This window comes from Amaricoccus sp. (assembly GCF_047602525.1).
Taxonomy (GTDB): domain Bacteria; phylum Pseudomonadota; class Alphaproteobacteria; order Rhodobacterales; family Rhodobacteraceae; genus Amaricoccus.
Window position 1 is genome coordinate 3,383,316 of the sequence record NZ_JASGHB010000001.1, and the last position, 14,953, is coordinate 3,398,268.

At 71.2% G+C, this 14,953-nt stretch carries 13 protein-coding genes and 1 pseudogene; 12 read left to right on the top strand and 2 right to left on the bottom strand.

The window, feature by feature from the left end:
• Positions 1-85: 85 nt before the first annotated feature.
• Positions 86-1,511, bottom strand: a pseudogene (gene tldD, locus QM699_RS17335) (metalloprotease TldD).
• Positions 1,512-1,689: 178 nt separating this feature from the next.
• Here tldD and coxB point away from each other — a divergent pair.
• From coxB to QM699_RS17395, 12 genes are all read left to right on the top strand, one after another.
• Positions 1,690-2,643, top strand: coding sequence for a cytochrome c oxidase subunit II (gene coxB, locus QM699_RS17340; protein ID WP_415012274.1), 954 nt, complete (start codon positions 1,690-1,692; stop codon positions 2,641-2,643).
• A 7-nt stretch (positions 2,644-2,650) separates the two neighbouring features.
• Complete coding sequence (locus QM699_RS17345; protein ID WP_415012275.1) at positions 2,651-3,601, top strand: heme o synthase; 951 nt, start codon at positions 2,651-2,653, stop codon at positions 3,599-3,601.
• Positions 3,602-3,611: 10 nt separating this feature from the next.
• Positions 3,612-3,788 carry a hypothetical protein gene (locus QM699_RS17350; protein WP_415012276.1) on the top strand — a complete coding sequence of 59 codons (177 nt, stop codon included), beginning with the start codon at positions 3,612-3,614 and terminating at the stop codon, positions 3,786-3,788.
• Position 3,789: 1 nt separating this feature from the next.
• Complete coding sequence (locus QM699_RS17355) at positions 3,790-4,425, top strand: cytochrome c oxidase assembly protein (protein WP_415012277.1); 636 nt, start codon at positions 3,790-3,792, stop codon at positions 4,423-4,425.
• A gap of 12 nt (positions 4,426-4,437) precedes the next feature.
• Positions 4,438-5,247, top strand: a complete 810-nt coding sequence (locus QM699_RS17360; protein ID WP_415012278.1) for a cytochrome c oxidase subunit 3 — start codon at positions 4,438-4,440, stop codon at positions 5,245-5,247.
• A gap of 22 nt (positions 5,248-5,269) precedes the next feature.
• Complete coding sequence (locus tag QM699_RS17365; protein WP_415012279.1) at positions 5,270-5,836, top strand: Uma2 family endonuclease; 567 nt, start codon at positions 5,270-5,272, stop codon at positions 5,834-5,836.
• Between the two features lie 15 nt (positions 5,837-5,851).
• Positions 5,852-6,523: an SURF1 family protein gene (locus QM699_RS17370; protein ID WP_415012280.1), complete on the top strand. Its 672-nt coding sequence runs from the start codon at positions 5,852-5,854 to the stop codon at positions 6,521-6,523.
• 17 nt (positions 6,524-6,540) lie between these two features.
• A complete protein-coding gene (gene thrC / locus QM699_RS17375; RefSeq protein ID WP_415012281.1) occupies positions 6,541-7,947 on the top strand; it encodes a threonine synthase in 1,407 nt (468 codons plus the stop codon).
• Positions 7,944-9,206: a M16 family metallopeptidase gene (locus tag QM699_RS17380; protein ID WP_415012282.1), complete on the top strand. Its 1,263-nt coding sequence runs from the start codon at positions 7,944-7,946 to the stop codon at positions 9,204-9,206. Before thrC ends, QM699_RS17380 begins: the two co-directional genes overlap by 4 nt.
• Before the next feature lie 12 nt (positions 9,207-9,218).
• Complete coding sequence (locus QM699_RS17385; protein WP_415012283.1) at positions 9,219-9,842, top strand: GNAT family N-acetyltransferase; 624 nt, start codon at positions 9,219-9,221, stop codon at positions 9,840-9,842.
• Positions 9,832-11,253: an FAD-binding oxidoreductase gene (locus QM699_RS17390; protein ID WP_415012284.1), complete on the top strand. Its 1,422-nt coding sequence runs from the start codon at positions 9,832-9,834 to the stop codon at positions 11,251-11,253. The genes QM699_RS17385 and QM699_RS17390 overlap by 11 nt, the downstream gene beginning before the upstream one ends.
• A gap of 536 nt (positions 11,254-11,789) precedes the next feature.
• Positions 11,790-12,323: a GNAT family N-acetyltransferase gene (locus tag QM699_RS17395; RefSeq protein ID WP_415012285.1), complete on the top strand. Its 534-nt coding sequence runs from the start codon at positions 11,790-11,792 to the stop codon at positions 12,321-12,323.
• On the opposite strand, the gene mutS is transcribed toward QM699_RS17395, so the two are convergent.
• Positions 12,290-14,926, bottom strand: coding sequence for a DNA mismatch repair protein MutS (mutS, locus tag QM699_RS17400; protein ID WP_415012792.1), 2,637 nt, complete (start codon positions 14,924-14,926; stop codon positions 12,290-12,292). The two genes, QM699_RS17395 and mutS, sit on opposite strands and share 34 nt — an antisense overlap.
• Positions 14,927-14,953 lie beyond the last annotated feature (27 nt).

Below are 14,953 nucleotides of genomic sequence, written 5' to 3' on the forward strand. Positions count from 1 at the left end.
CCATCTCCCATGAGCGAGAAAGGGCCGCCGGGAGACCGGCGGCCCTTGGTCGTCTGCGGCGGTCAGGGTGTCCCGGCGCGGGGCGTCAGGCTGCGCTGCCGCCGACCGTCAGGCCGCCGATCAGCACGGTGGGCAGGCCGACGCCCACCGGCACCCACTGGCCGTTCTTGCCGCAGTTGCCCATGCCGGGGTCGAGCGACATGTCGTTGCCGATGGCGCGGATATGCTTGAGCGCGGTGGCGCCGTCGCCGATCAGCGTCGCGCCCTTGACCGGGGCGCCGACGCGCCCGTCCTTCACCCGGTATGCCTCGGTGCACGAGAAGACGAACTTGCCGTTGGTGATGTCGACCTGCCCGCCGCCGAAGCCGACGGCATAGATGCCGTCCTTCAGCCCGGCCAGCACGTCCGCCGGCGAGGCGTCGCCGCCCAGCATGTAGGTGTTGGTCATCCGCGGCATCGGCGCGGAGGCATAGCTCTCGCGGCGGCCGTTGCCGGTCGGCGCGACGCCCATCAGGCGGGCGTTCTGCCGGTCCTGCATGTAGCCGACGAGGATGCCGTCCTCGATCAGCACGTTGCGCCGGGACGGCGTGCCCTCGTCGTCGAAGCTGATCGAGCCGCGGCGGTCGGGAATCGTGCCGTCGTCCACCACGTCGACGCCGGGCGCGGCGATGCGCTGGCCCATCAGGCCGGCGAAGGCCGAGGTCTTCTTGCGGTTGAAGTCGCCTTCCAGCCCGTGCCCGATCGCCTCGTGCAGCAGGATGCCGGGCCAGCCCGGGCCGAGCACCACGTCCATCACCCCGGCGGGCGCCGGCTCGGCCTCGAGGTTGACCGCGGCGATGCGCAGCGCCTCGCGCGCCACCCCCTGCCAGTGGCCGGTGCCCATGAGCGGCGACAGGCCGTAGCGCCCGCCACCGCCGGCGGAGCCCGAATTCGCGGCGGCCGTCCTTTTCGACGATGACCGAGATGTTGAGCCGGACCATCGGCCGGGACTCGGCGAGGCGGGTGCCCTCGGGGCGGAGGATTTCGACCTCCTGCATCGAGGCGGCGAGCGAGGCCGTCACCTGCACCACGCGGGCGTCGAGGCCGCGCACGAAGGCGTCGATCTCGCGCAGCATCTCGACCTTCACCGAGAACTCGGCGTCGTCGAACGGGTCGCGGTCGGTGTAGAGCCGCTGGTTCGTCGGCTTCGGCGCCATCGCGAGCGTGCCGCCGCCCGCGCCGACCGCAAGGCGGGCGGTCTCGGCCGCGCGGCGCAGCGACGCCTCGGAAATCTCGGTCGAATGGGCATAGCCCGTCGTTTCGCCCCGTACCGCGCGCAGGCCGAAGCCCTCGCCGGCGTCATAGCTCGCATTCCGCAGCCGACCATCGTCGTAGGTGAGCGCCTCGCCGCGGCGGCGTTCGAGGAACACCTCGCCGTCGTCGGCGCCCGCCACGGCCTCGCGCAGGATCGCCAGCGCGCGATCGGCATCGAGATTGTCCTCGAAGGGGCGGAAGCGGGGGGAATCGACCATGGTTCGCAAGCTCCGTCGCGTCAGGGAGACGGCCGGGCCGGGCGTGCGCCCGCGGCAATCCCGCGTCTTGTTCTTCGCACGCTAATATGGTTGATCTGGCGCAAGCTACAACACGCAGGGCCAAGCCGCCACTCAAGAGCGCGCGAGGCCCGACGAACATGAGCGGACGGACACGCCGATGAAATTCTACCGCCTGGGGCTGGGACTCCTCCTCTCGACGCTGGCGGCGGGGTCCGCATTCGCCCAAGCGGCACCGTCCGGCGAGCCGCGCGACCTGCCGGTCATCGGCGCGCCGGTGCCGGGCGGCATCAACTACCAGCCCGCCGTGACCGAAGTCGCCCACGACACGCACTGGCTGTCGTTCTGGGTGCACGCCACGATGCTGGTGATCGTGCTCTTCGTCTGCGTGCTGCTCGCCATCGTCATCGTCCGCTTCAACTCGAAGCGGAACCCGGTGCCCTCGACGTTCACCCACAACACCAAGATCGAGATCGCCTGGACGCTGATCCCGGTGCTGATCCTGATCGTGATGGGCGCGTTCTCGCTGCCGATCCTGTTCAAGCAGCTCGAGGTGCCGAAGCCGGACCTGACGATCCGCGCCACCGGCAACCAGTGGTACTGGTCGTATCTCTACCCGGCGAACAACGTGAATTTCGACGCGCTGATGCTCAACGAGGACGAACTCGCCGAGCATGGATACGACCCGCAGTACCACCTGCTGGCCGCGGACAACGCCGTGGTGGTGCCGGTGAACAAGGTCGTCCACATGCTCGTCACCGGCGCGGACGTGATCCATTCCTGGGCGATCCCGGCCTTCGCGGTGAAGATCGACGCGGTGCCGGGGCGCCTGAACGAGACCTGGTTCCGGGTGGAGAAGGAAGGCATCTACTTCGGCCAGTGCTCCGAGCTCTGCGGCAAGAACCACAGCTTCATGCCGATCGTGGTGAAGGCGGTGAGCCAGGAAGCCTATGACAAGTGGCTCGACTGGGCGATCGACCAGTACGGCGGCACCCGTCCCGAGGCGGCCGCTCCGGGCGCCGCTGCGGCGGCCGAGGCCCCGGCGCCCGCCGCAGCTCCCGCAGCCGAGCCGGCCGCCCCGGCCGCCGAGCCTGCGGCGCCCGCGCAGAACTGAGCCCGCGATGACCGACGCCAGCTGGAGCACCACCGCCCGCGAGCCGGAATTCGGAGATTATGTCGAGCTTCTGAAGCCTCGCGTGATGCGGCTCGTGGTGTTCACGGCGGCCGTGGGCCTGCTGGCCGCGCCGGTCGCGGTGCATCCGGTGATCGCCGCCGCGTCGATCCTCTGCATCGCCGTCGGGGCGGGGGCGTCCGGCGCGCTCAACATGTGGTGGGACAGCGATATCGACGCGGTGATGTCGCGCACCAAGGGCCGGCCGGTCCCCTCCGGGCGGCTGACCCGCGGCGACGCGCTGGCGGTCGGGCTGGTGCTGTCGTGCTTCTCGGTGGTGATGCTGGCGCTGTTCGCCAACCTCGCCGCGGCCGCGCTGCTCGCGTTCACCATCTTCTTCTATGCCGTCGTCTACTCCATGTGGCTGAAGCGGGCCACGCCGCAGAATATCGTCATCGGCGGTGCCGCGGGGGCGTTCCCGCCGATGATCGGCTGGGCGGTGGCGACCGGGGGCGTCTCGGCGGCGAGCGTCGCGATGTTCCTGCTGATCTTCCTGTGGACCCCGCCGCACTTCTGGGCGCTGGCGCTGTTCCGCAACGACGACTACACCCGCGCCGGCGTGCCGATGCTGCCGGTGACGGCGGGCGAGCGGTCGACGCGAAACCACATCTTCGCCTATTCGCTGGTCCTGCTGCCCGTGACGATCGTGCCGGCGTTCTCGACCATCGGCGGGCCGGTCTATCTCGTGGGCGTCCTGCTGCTCAACGCGAAGCTGCTGCTCGGCGCCTGGGCGGTCTGGCGGCGGACGGAGGCGGCGGCGCAGGCGGACAAGTTCCGGGCGGAGAAGCGGTTCTTCGGCTTCTCGATCCTCTACATGACGCTGATCTTCGCGCTGATCCTCGCCGAAGCTGCCCTCCGGGACGGCGGGCTCGCGCCGGCCCACTGGCCGACGCTGTTCTGAGGGGGGCGCGATGAAGCCCGACAGCCACGAAATCTACGGACGCCGCCGCAGCCGCAACCGCGGGCTCGGGCTGGTGCTGGGCGCCTTCGTCCTCATCGTGTTCGCGGTGACGGTGGTGAAGCTCTCCGAGGGGGCCGACATGCGCTCGCCGGACAATTTCAACCAGTCGCCGCCGGGCGGGCACTGACATGGCCCGGGACAAGAACACCCGGGTCGCGCTCTGGCTCGTCGCCTTCGTCGGGCTTATGGTGGCCTCGAGCTTCGCCGCCGTGCCGTTCTATTCGTGGTTCTGCAAGGTCACGGGCTATGCCGGCACCACCGGCCGGGCCGAGGCGCCGCCCGCCGACGAGGTGGTCGACCAGACGGTGACGGTGCATTTCGACGCCAACATCGCGCCCGGGATGCCGTGGCAGTTCCGCCCGAAGCAGGCCTCGATCGAGGTGAAGCTCGGCGAGACCGGGCTCGCGTTCTTCGAGGCGTACAACCCCACGAAGGAGCCGATCGCCGGGCAGGCGGGCTTCAATGTCGTGCCGTTCTCGACGGGCGAGTACTTCGACAAGATCGCCTGCTTCTGCTTCAACCTCCAGGTGCTGCAGCCGGGCGAGCGCATTGACATGCCGGTGACGTTCTACGTCGATCCCGCGATGCTGAAGGACCCGGAGGCGCGCGACGTGACCGACATCACGCTCTCCTACACGATGTACCGCGCCGATCTGCCTGCCGGCACCGCCACCGGCCCGCGGACCGACGCGACGCCGGCCCGCGCCGCGCCCACCAAGCTCGCCGCCGGAGAAACCGGCGGCCAATCGACAATCGCACAGTAGAGGGACCGCCAAATGGCTGGGCACAAGAATCACGCCTACCACATTCTGCCACCCAGCATCTGGCCGTTCACCGGGGCGATCGGCGCTATCGTCATGCTCGCCGGCATGGTCCTCTACATGCACGATTCCGGCCCGTGGCTGGCTCTCGTCGGCCTCGTCATGGTGCTCTACACCATGTGGTCGTGGTGGGCCGACGTCATCGCCGAGGGGCAGGTGGGCGACCACACCCCGATCGTGCAGATCGGCCTGCGCTACGGGATGGTGCTGTTCATCATCTCGGAGATCATGTTCTTCTCGGCGTGGTTCTGGACGTTCATCAAGCACGCCCTCTATCCGAACTACACCATCGACGGCGTGACGGTGACGCCGGGCGTCTGGCCGCCGGCGGGGATCGAGACGCTCGATCCGTGGCATCTGCCGCTCATCAACACGCTGATCCTGCTCTGCTCCGGCTGCGCCTGCACCTGGGCGCACCACGCGCTGGTGCACGACAACGACCGCAAGGCGCTGAAGCAGGGGCTGTGGCTCGCGATCCTGCTCGGGATCCTGTTCTCGGTGTTCCAGGCCTACGAGTACGCGCACGCGGAGTTCGGCTTCTCCGGCAACATCTACGGCGCGTCGTTCTTCATGGCGACGGGCTTCCACGGCTTCCACGTCATCATCGGCACGATCTTCCTCGCCGTCTGCCTCGGGCGGGCGTATGCTGGCCACTTCACGCCGACCGAGCACGTCGGCTTCGAGGCGGCGGCCTGGTACTGGCACTTCGTCGACGTGGTGTGGCTGTTCCTGTTCGCCACCATCTACATCTGGGGCTCTGCCTGACGGGAGGATTGCGGGGGCGGCGATGAACGAGCGAGCGACCATCGTCCGCAGCCCCGCGACGTACCAGGACGTGCTGGACGCGCCGCCCGAAATGGTGGCGGAGCTGGTGGACGGCACCTTGCATCTGCATCCGAGACCAGCATCGAAGCATTCCCGCGCGAGCGTGCAGCTCTGCGGGCGGCTTGCTCCGCTGGATGGACCGACACGGGGCCGGGTCGGCTGGTTCTTCACCTTCGAGCCGGAACTCCACCTCGGGTCCGACGTGCTCGTCCCCGACCTGGCCGGCTGGCGGCGCGAGCGCATGGTGGAGTTTCCCGATACCCCCGCCTTCGACCTGCCGCCGGACTGGGTCTGCGAAATCCTCTCACCGGGCACGCGGCGGTTCGACCTGACCGAGAAGCGGGCGCTCTATGGCCGCTGGGGCGTCGGGCACCTCTGGATGCTCGATCCGGCGGCCGAGACGCTGGAAGCCTTCGAACTGCGCGAGTCCGAATGGGTGCTGATCGGCGGCTTTCAGGATGCCGACGAAGTGCGGGTCGCGCCGTTCACCGAGATCGGCTTTCCGCTCTCGAACCTCTGGCCGCGATGAATTGAGGCGCCTCCCATGACGCGGCGGATGATCGCGCCGCTCCTCTTCGGCATCGTCGGCGTCGCCATCCTCGTGTCGCTCGGGGTCTGGCAGGTGCACCGGCTGGCGTGGAAGACGGCGATCCTCGACGAGATCTCCACCCGGCTCGCCGCCGATCCGGTCGCGGTGCCGCCCGCGCCCGATCCGGCGCGCGACGCCTACCTGCGTGTTTCGGCGGCCGGGGAGATCGAGCCCGGCGAGCTCGACGTCTACACCTCGAACCCGCCCGAGGGCGTCGGCTACCGGGTGATCGTGCCGATGCGGCTGGCCGACGGCCGGCTGATCCTGCTCGACCGCGGCTTTGTCCCGATCGAGCGCAAGGCCGATGCCCGCCTGACCGGGCCAATCCGTGTCGAGGGCACGCTGGTCTGGCCGCAGGAGACCGACTATTTCACCAGTCCGCCGGATCGCGACAAGAACATCTGGTTCGCCCGCGACGTGGCCCTCATGGCTCCGGCGCTCGGCACCCTGCCGGTCATGCTCGTGACGGCGACGAGCGACGATCCGGCCGCGCCGACCCCGATGCCGGTCACGGTGAACATTCCGAATGACCACCTGCAATACGCCATAACATGGTTCCTGCTTGCAGTGGTGTGGGCGGGGATGACAGGCTACATGCTCTGGCGTATCAAGCGCCGGATCGACTGAAGGACTGCTTTCACCCCATGCGTTACGTCTCGACCCGCGGCAACGCGCCCGCGCTCGGCTTCGAGGAGGCCATGCTCGCGGGGCTGGCCCGCGACGGTGGCCTCTACGTGCCGGAGAGCTGGCCGGCGATGACGCCTGCCGAGATCGCCGACCTCGCCGGCCTCACCTATGAGGAGACCGCGTTCCGCGTGATGCGGCCGTTCGTCGGCGATGCGTTCTCCGAGGCCGAGTTCCGCGGCATCATTGCCCGGGCCTATGCCCGCTTCGACCACGCGGGCCGGGTGCCGCTGGTGCAGACCGGGCCGAACGACTGGCTGCTCGAGCTGTTCCACGGGCCGACGCTGGCGTTCAAGGACGTGGCGATGCAGCTCATCGGCGGCCTGTTCGAGGCGTCGCTCGCCCGTACCGGCAAGCGGATCACCATCGTCGGCGCCACCTCGGGCGACACCGGCTCGGCCGCGATCGAGGCGTTCCGCGGCAAGGACGGCGTCGAGGTCTTCATCCTCTTTCCCGACGGCCGGGTGTCGGACGTGCAGCGGCGGCAGATGACGACGCCGGTCGAGGCGAACGTCCACGCGCTCGCCATCGCCGGCGACTTCGACGACGCGCAGGCGCGACTGAAGGACCTGTTCAACGACCACGCCTTCCGCGACGGCGTGGGGCTCGCGGGGGTGAACTCGATCAACTGGGCCCGCGTGCTGGCGCAGGTGGTCTACTTCTTCACTGCCGCCGTCGCGCTCGGGGCGCCGCATCGCAAGGTCAGCTTCACGGTGCCCACTGGCAACTTCGGTGACATCTTCGCGGGCTTCGTCGCGAAGCGCATGGGGCTGCCGATCGACCGGCTGGTGATCGCGACGAACCAGAACGACATCCTGCACCGCACGCTCGCGACCGGCGAGCACCGCCGCGACGGCGTGGCGCCGTCGATCAGCCCGTCGATGGACATCCAGGTCAGCTCCAACTTCGAGCGGCTGCTCTTCGAGCTCTACGACCGCGAGGGCGGGGCGGTCGCCGCGCTGATGGGCGAGCTCGGCCAGGGCGGCTTCTCGCTGTCGCAGGGCGCCCTCGGCCGGCTCCGCGCCGAGTTCGACAGCGCGCGGGCATCCGAGGCCGAGACCTCCGTCGCCATCGCCGAGGCGTATCGCGCGACCGGGATGCTGGTCTGCCCGCACACCGCCGTGGGCCTGCATGCCGCGCGGCAGCGGCGGGGAGACCCGCGGGTGCCGATGGTGGTGCTCGCCACCGCGCATCCCGCGAAGTTCCCCGATGCGGTCGAAGCGGCCACCGGCCGCAGGCCGGACCTGCCCGAGCGTCTGGCGGAGGCGCTCGCCGGCCCGGAGCGGGTGGAGAAGGTGGCCAACGACCTTGGCGCGCTCAAGGCGCTCATCTCGCGCGACATCCGCGCTCGCGAGGCCGTGCAATGACCGTCGAGATCGAGACCCTGCCGAATGGCGTTCGCGTCGCCGTCGAGCCGATGCCGGGGCTGCACTCCGCCTCGGTCGGCGTCTTCATCACCGCCGGCGGCCGGCACGAGCGGCCGGAGCAGAACGGCGTCGCGCATTTCCTCGAGCACATGGCCTTCAAGGGCACGCCGACGCGCAACGCCCGGCAGATCGCCGAGGAGATCGAGGACGTCGGCGGCTATATCAATGCCTATACCGGCAAGGAGATGACGGCCTACTATGCCCGCGTGCTGGCCGCGGACGTGGGCCGCGGCCTCGACATCCTCGGGGACATCGTGCTGAATCCGCTGTTCGCCGGACCCGATATCGAGGTCGAGCGCGGCGTGATCCTGCAGGAGATCGGCCAGTCGCTCGACACGCCGGACGACATCATCTTCGACTGGCTGCAGGAGGCCGCCTATCCGGAGCAGCCGTTCGGACGGACGATCCTCGGGCCGGCGGAGCGGGTCGAGAGCTTCGGCCGCAGCGAGCTGTCCGGTTTCGTGACCGAGCACTACGGCCCCGACCGGATCATCGTCTCGGCCGCCGGCGCCGTCGACCCGGAGCAGGTGGTGGCGGCGGCCACCCGGCTGTTCGGCGGCCTGTCGCCCCGGCCGAGGCTGCCGGTGGCGCCGGCGCGGTTCCACGGCCAGGAGCGCCGCGAGAGCCGCGATCTCGAGCAGGTGCACCTCGCCATGGGCGTCGAGGCGCCCGGCGCCCGCGATCCGGACGCGTTCGTGTCGCAGGTCTACACCACCGCCATGGGCGGGGGCATGTCGTCGCGGCTGTTCCAGGAGCTGCGCGAGCGGCGCGGTCTCTGCTACACGATCTTCGCCCAGGCCGGCGCCTATGACGACACCGGCTTTCTGACCCTCTACGCCGGCACCGGCGAGGACCAGATCCGCGAGTTGGTCGAATTGACCGCCGACGAGCTGCGCCGCTCGGCGGACGGGCTGACGCCCGCCGAGGTGAACCGCGCCCGCGCGCAGATCCGCGCGGCCTCGCTGATGGGGCTCGAGAGCCCGTCGGCGCGGTCGGAACGCGCGGCGCGGATGCTGGCGATCTGGGGGCGGGTGCCGCCGATCGAGGAAACGCTGGCAAAGATCGACGCGGTGACGCCGGAGGGCGTCCGCGCCTTTGCCGAGCGGCTGGTCGGGCGGGCCGACCCCGCGCTCGCGCTGCTCGGCCCGGTCGGCGACGCACCGGATCGCGAGGCGCTCGGCCGCCGCCTCGTCGCCTGAGGAGCCATGCGCGTGCTGAGCTTCCGCCGCAGCACGCCGCCGGCCATCCAGACCGACCGCCTGAGCCTCCGCCTGCCGGAGATCGGCGACCATGCCGCGTGGTCGCTGCTCCGCCGCAATGGCGAGGCGTTCCTGCGGCCGTGGGAGCCGACGTGGTCGACCGACCACTTCAGCCGGCGGTCGTTCCGCAACCGGGTGTACTGGGCGTGGCGGGCGCGGGAGGAGGGCAAGGCGCTGGCGCTGTTCCTGATCCGGCGTGGCGACCGGCAGCTGATCGGCGCGATCACCCTCGACAACATCCGCCGCGGCCCGTCGCAGTCGGCACAGGTCGGCTACTGGGTCGGCCCGGCGCACGCGCGGCAGGGCTACATGCGTGAGGCGCTGGCGGCACTCGTCTCTCACGCCTTCGGCGAGCTCGACCTCGGCAGGATCGAGGCGGCCTGCCTGCCGGAGAACGCCGCCTCCCGCGGCCTGCTCGAGGCGTCGGGCTTTGCCTACGAGGGGCGGGCGCGGGCCTACCTGCAGATCGACGGCCGCTGGCGCGACCATGTGCTCTACGCCCGCCTTCGCAACGACCGGGATGCGGCGGACGTGCCGGCGTCATCGCTGACGGAGGCCGAGTGCCGTGACCCGTGACCTGATCCCCGCCGACGCCGGCTTCGTGGTGCGCCTCGCCGAGGCGCTCGGCCCGGACAGCGTGCGCCCGCCGGAGCCGCGCTATCTCGAGGAGCCGCGCGGGCGCTATCTCGGGCAGGCGGCGGCCGTGCTACGCCCCGCGTCGACCGAGGCGGTGGCGCGCGCGGTGCGGCTCTGCGCCGAGGCCCGCGTCGGGATCGTGCCCTATTCCGGCGGCACCGGGCTGGTCGGCGGTCAGGTGCTGCCGACCGGGCCGATGCCGGTGCTGCTGTCGTTCGAGCGGCTGAACCGGATCCGCGACGTGGACGTGACCGACGGCATCCTCACCGCCGAGGCGGGGTGCATCCTGGCCGACGTCCATGCCGCCGCGGCCGAGGTGGGACGGATGTTCCCGCTCACCCTCGCGTCCGAGGGGTCCGCGCGGATCGGCGGCCTGCTCGCCACCAACGCCGGCGGCGTCCACGTCATCCGCTATGGCAACGCGCGCGATCTCTGCCTCGGCGTCGAGGCGGTGCTGGCGGACGGCACCATCGTCCACGGGCTGAGCCGGGTGGTGAAGGACAACATGGGCCTCAACCCCCGGCACCTTCTCATCGGATTCGAGGGGACGCTCGGCCTCATCACCGCGGCCAGCCTGCGGCTCTTTCCCGCACTGGCGGAGACGGCGACCGCCTGGATCTCCGTCGCCTCGCCCGCCGCGGCGCTGGCGCTGCTCGCGCGCCTGCGCGCCGCGCTCGCCGGCACGATCTCGGCCTTCGAGCTGATTTCGGTCGAAGGCCTGCAGTTCCTCGCCGAGGTGCTGCCGCAGGTGTCGCTGCCGCCGGCGATGCCCGGGGAATGGCGGGTGCTCGTCGAGGTCGACGACGGCCCAGACGGCAACGTCGCGGCGCGCCTGGAGGCGGCGCTCGCCGATGCCATGGAGGCGGGCCTCGCCGGCGATGTGCTGGTCGCGCAGGGCGACGGCCAGCGTGCGGCGTTCTGGCGGGTGCGCGAGACGATCCCGGAGGCGAACCGCACGATCGGCGCCATTGCGAGCCACGACATCTCGGTGCCGCCGTCGCACCTGCCGGAGTTCATCGAGCGGGCCGGGCAGGCGATCGCGGCGATCGACCGCTCGATCCGCATCAACTGCTTCGGTCATCTCGGCGACGGCAACCTGCACTACAACGCCTTCCCGGCGCGGGGCGAGCGGCGGGACCGCTACGATCCCGTCCGCGCGACGGTCAGTCGCACGGTCCACGACCTCGCCCACGCGCTCGGCGGCTCGATCGCGGCGGAGCACGGCGTCGGGCGGCTGAAGGTCGCCGACCTCGAACGCTATGCCGACCCGGGAAAGCTCGTGGCGATGCGCGCCGTCAAGCACGCGCTCGATCCGCTCGGCATCCTCAATCCGGGGGCGGTGCTGGCCTGAGGCGGGGGAAGAAGGGGGCGCCCCAGTCTCCTGGTGGGGGGAACGAGGAGACTGGGGGCGGGAAATCCAGACGGGTGGGTCTGGCCTTCAGTGAGGCGCCTCTGCCCGGGGGGGAGGGCTGGGCGCCGGTTCCGGACGAAGCGTCCGAACTCTTGGTTGGTTGCGCTCCTTCCCCATCGGGGGGGACGAGGGGAAGGAGCGCGCTATCCAGACTGGAGGGTCTGAGTTTTGCAAGCAGCCCGTCCGCTTGGACACCCCCTTTGTGGCGGGGAATCGTTACCAAAGGTTTAAGGAGATTCCTGTTGATCTCCTAAAAGTTGATAACTCGCCGCGGGGCCGCGCGGGCGGAATTCAGGGTTTTTCGCGCGGTGCGCGCGTGATACCGCGGCGGCGAAGGCAGGACTTCGACTCGGGACGGGCGAGGGCGGGCGATTGGCCAGACGAACGGATTCTCTATCCCAGCAGCCCGGCGCGCGGCCGGCGCCCCGTGTCTCCCTGCGTCTGTCCGGGCCGCGCCCGCAAGCCTCCCCGGTGCAATGCTCCGCATCCTGCGTGAGGCGCCGCGCGACCTCGACGAGGTGGAGGCGCTGCTCGACCTGGCCTTCGCTCCCGGCCGCACGGCGCTCAGCTCGTACCGGCTGCGCGACGGGGTGCCGCCGCTGGCCGAGCTGTCGCTCGTCGCGCGCGACGACTACGACGCGGTCGCCGGCGCCATCCGCTACTGGCCGGTGCGGGTGGGCGCGGCCGGCGCCGCCGCGCTTCTGCTCGGCCCGGTCGCCGTCCATCCCACCCGGCAGGGCGAGGGGCTGGGCGCGCTGCTCATCACCGAAAGCCTCGATCGGGCGGCGGACCTCGGGTGGAACCGGATCATCCTCGTCGGCGACGAACCCTATTATCGTCGCTTCGGCTTCAGCCGGGCGGCGGCGCGCAGCCTCGACTATCCGCCGCCGACCAACCCCGACCGCCTGCTCGCCCGCGCCCTGGCGCCCGGCGCCTTCGACGGGGTGAGCGGCATGGTCCGGCGCTGGGAGGACGATCAGGCGTCCGGCAGCAACCCGGCGAGCGCATAGACCAGATCGAGCGCGGCGCGCGGCGTCAGCTCGTCGGGACGCACCTCGCGCAGGCGGGCCTCCACCGCCGAGGGTGCCGTCGCGACAGCCGGCGGCCGGGACGCGGCGGCGAAGAGCGGCAGGTCGTCGATCAGCGCCTTGGCCTTGCCGCCCCGCTCTCGCTCGCCGGTCTCCAGCGCCTCGAGCACCACGCGTGCGCGCTCGACCACCGCGGCGGGCAGGCCGGCGAGCTTGGCCACCTGCACGCCATACGAGCGGTCGGCGGCGCCTTCGATCACCTCGTGCAGGAACACCACCTCGCCCTGCCACTCGCGCACCGCGACGGTGGCATTGCGCAGGCCCGGCAGCTTCGCGGCGAGCGCGGTCAGCTCGTGATAGTGCGTGGCAAAGAGCGCGCGGCAGCGGTTGACGTCGTGCAGGTGCTCGAGCACCGCCCAGGCGATCGACAGGCCGTCATAGGTCGCCGTGCCCCGGCCGATCTCGTCGAGGATGACGAGGGCGCGCGGGCCGGCCTGATTCAGGATCGCAGCGGTCTCGACCATCTCGACCATGAAGGTCGACCGCCCGCGCGCCAGATCGTCGGCGGCGCCGACCCGGCTGAAGATCTGGTCGACGACGCCCACTTCCACCTCGCTGGCCGGCACGAAGGCGCCGGTCTGGGCCAGCAGCGCGATGAGCGCGTTCTGCCGCAGGAAGGTGGACTTGCCCGCCATGTTCGGCCCGGTCAGCAGCCAGACCGGCCGCGCCGCCGCACCGTCCGCGCCCAGACCGTCCGCGCCGAGGCTGCAGTCGTTGGCGACGAAGCTCTGGCCGGCGCGGCGCAGCGCCGCCTCGACCACCGGATGCCGGCCGCCGACGATGCGGAACGCCCGATCCTCGCGCACCTCGGGCCGCACCCAGTCACCGGCGACGGCCAGATCCGCGAGACCGGCGGCGAGGTCGATCTCTGCCAGCGCCTTCGCCGTGGCGCCGATCGGTCCCGCTGCGGCCAGAACTGCCTGACGCAGACCCTCGAAGATGCGCTTTTCGATCTCCAGCGCGTGCCCCCCGGCATTCAGGATCTTGGTCTCGATCTCGGCCAGCGCCAGCGTGGTGAAGCGGATCGCCCCGGCCATGGTCTGGCGATGCACGAACAGCTCGGCGAGCGGCGGGGCCAGCATCCGCTCGGCGTGCGCGGCCGGCGTCTCGATGAAGTAGCCGAGGACATTGTTGTGCTTGATCTTGAGCGCGCCAACCCCGCTCCGGCGCACATATTCCGCCTGAAGCTCGCCGATGACGCCGCGCCCCTCGTCGCGCAGCCGGCGGGTCTCGTCGAGATCCGCGTCGTGGCCCGCCGCGACGAAGCCGCCGTCGCGCAGCAGCAGCGGCGGCTCGGCGACGAGCGCGGCGGCGAGCAGGCCGCCGAGCGCGGCGTGGCCGCCGAGCGCCGCCCGGGCCGCGGCCAGCACCGGCGGCAGGTCGTCCGGCAGGACCGACCGCAGCCGCTCCGCCTGGGCGAGTGCGTCGCGCACCGCGGCAAGATCGCGCGGGCCGCCGCGGTCGAGCGCGAGCCGCGACAGCGCGCGCTCCAGATCCGGCACCGGGCGCAGCAGCTCGCGGACGTCGCGCGCCAGCGCCCGGTCTTCGACCATCTGCGCCACCGCCGCCTGCCGCGCCCGGATCAGCCCGACGTCGGTCGAGGGGCCGGTCAGCCGCGCCTCGAGCAGCCGCGCGCCGCCGCCCGTCACGGTGCGGTCGATGACGCCGAGCAGCGAGCCCTCGCGGCCGCCCGCCATGCTTCGCGTCAGCTCGAGGTTGCGCCGGGTCGCCGCGTCGATCTGCACCAGCCCGCCGGCACTCTCGCGCACCGGCGGGCGCAGCAGCGGCAGGCGGCCACGCTGGGTCAGTTCGAGATAGTCGACGATCGCCCCGAGCGCCGCCAGCTCGGCCCGCTCGAACGCGCCGAAGCCGTCGAGGGAGCCGACCTTGAAGACCGCCTTCACCCGCACCTCGCCGCCGGTCGACTCGAAGCTGGCGCGTGCCATCGGCGTCGCCACCGCGCCGGCCTCGGCGATCATCTCGCGCAGCTCCGCCTCCTGCGCCTCGGAGACCAGCACCTCGCGCGGGGCGAGGCGGGCGAGCATCGGGCCGAGCGTCACCCGCGGGCAGGGGGCGACGGAGAGATCGCCGGTCGAGACGTCGACCCAGGCGAAGGCTCCTTCTCCGCGCACCTCGGCGAAGGCCGCAAGATAGTTGTGGCGGCGGGCTTCGAGCAGGCTCTCCTCGGTCAGCGTGCCCGGGGTGACGAGGCGCACGACTTCGCGCCGGACGACCGACTTCGAGCCACGCTTGCGCGCCTCGGCGGGGTCTTCCATCTGCTCGCAGACGGCGACGCGAAATCCCTTGCGGATCAGCTGCAGCAGGTAGCCCTCGGCCGCGTGCACCGGCACGCCGCACATCGGGATGTCCTGGCCGAGATGCTGGCCGCGCTTGGTCAGCGCGATGTCGAGCGCGGCGGACGCAGCCTCGGCGTCGGCGAAGAACATCTCGTAGAAGTCGCCCATCCGGTAGAACAGCAGCGCGTCGGGGTTCTGCGCCTTCTGCTCCAGGTACTGCGCCATCATCGGCGAAATGCCGGGGGTGCCGTCCAC

What these genes read in the sequence shown, in the direction of transcription:
- mutS (WP_415012792.1), bottom strand. Translation starts at nt 14,926, where the DNA reads ATGATGGCGCAGTACCTGGAGCAGAAGGCGCAGAACCCCGACGCGCTG.
- QM699_RS17355 (WP_415012277.1), top strand. Translation starts at nt 3,790, where the DNA reads ATGGCCCGGGACAAGAACACCCGGGTCGCGCTCTGGCTCGTCGCCTTC.
- coxB (WP_415012274.1), top strand. Translation starts at nt 1,690, where the DNA reads ATGAAATTCTACCGCCTGGGGCTGGGACTCCTCCTCTCGACGCTGGCG.
- QM699_RS17345 (WP_415012275.1), top strand. Translation starts at nt 2,651, where the DNA reads ATGACCGACGCCAGCTGGAGCACCACCGCCCGCGAGCCGGAATTCGGA.
- QM699_RS17370 (WP_415012280.1), top strand. Translation starts at nt 5,852, where the DNA reads ATGACGCGGCGGATGATCGCGCCGCTCCTCTTCGGCATCGTCGGCGTC.
- QM699_RS17380 (WP_415012282.1), top strand. Translation starts at nt 7,944, where the DNA reads ATGACCGTCGAGATCGAGACCCTGCCGAATGGCGTTCGCGTCGCCGTC.
- QM699_RS17365 (WP_415012279.1), top strand. Translation starts at nt 5,270, where the DNA reads ATGAACGAGCGAGCGACCATCGTCCGCAGCCCCGCGACGTACCAGGAC.
- thrC (WP_415012281.1), top strand. Translation starts at nt 6,541, where the DNA reads ATGCGTTACGTCTCGACCCGCGGCAACGCGCCCGCGCTCGGCTTCGAG.
- QM699_RS17350 (WP_415012276.1), top strand. Translation starts at nt 3,612, where the DNA reads ATGAAGCCCGACAGCCACGAAATCTACGGACGCCGCCGCAGCCGCAAC.
- QM699_RS17395 (WP_415012285.1), top strand. Translation starts at nt 11,790, where the DNA reads ATGCTCCGCATCCTGCGTGAGGCGCCGCGCGACCTCGACGAGGTGGAG.
- QM699_RS17360 (WP_415012278.1), top strand. Translation starts at nt 4,438, where the DNA reads ATGGCTGGGCACAAGAATCACGCCTACCACATTCTGCCACCCAGCATC.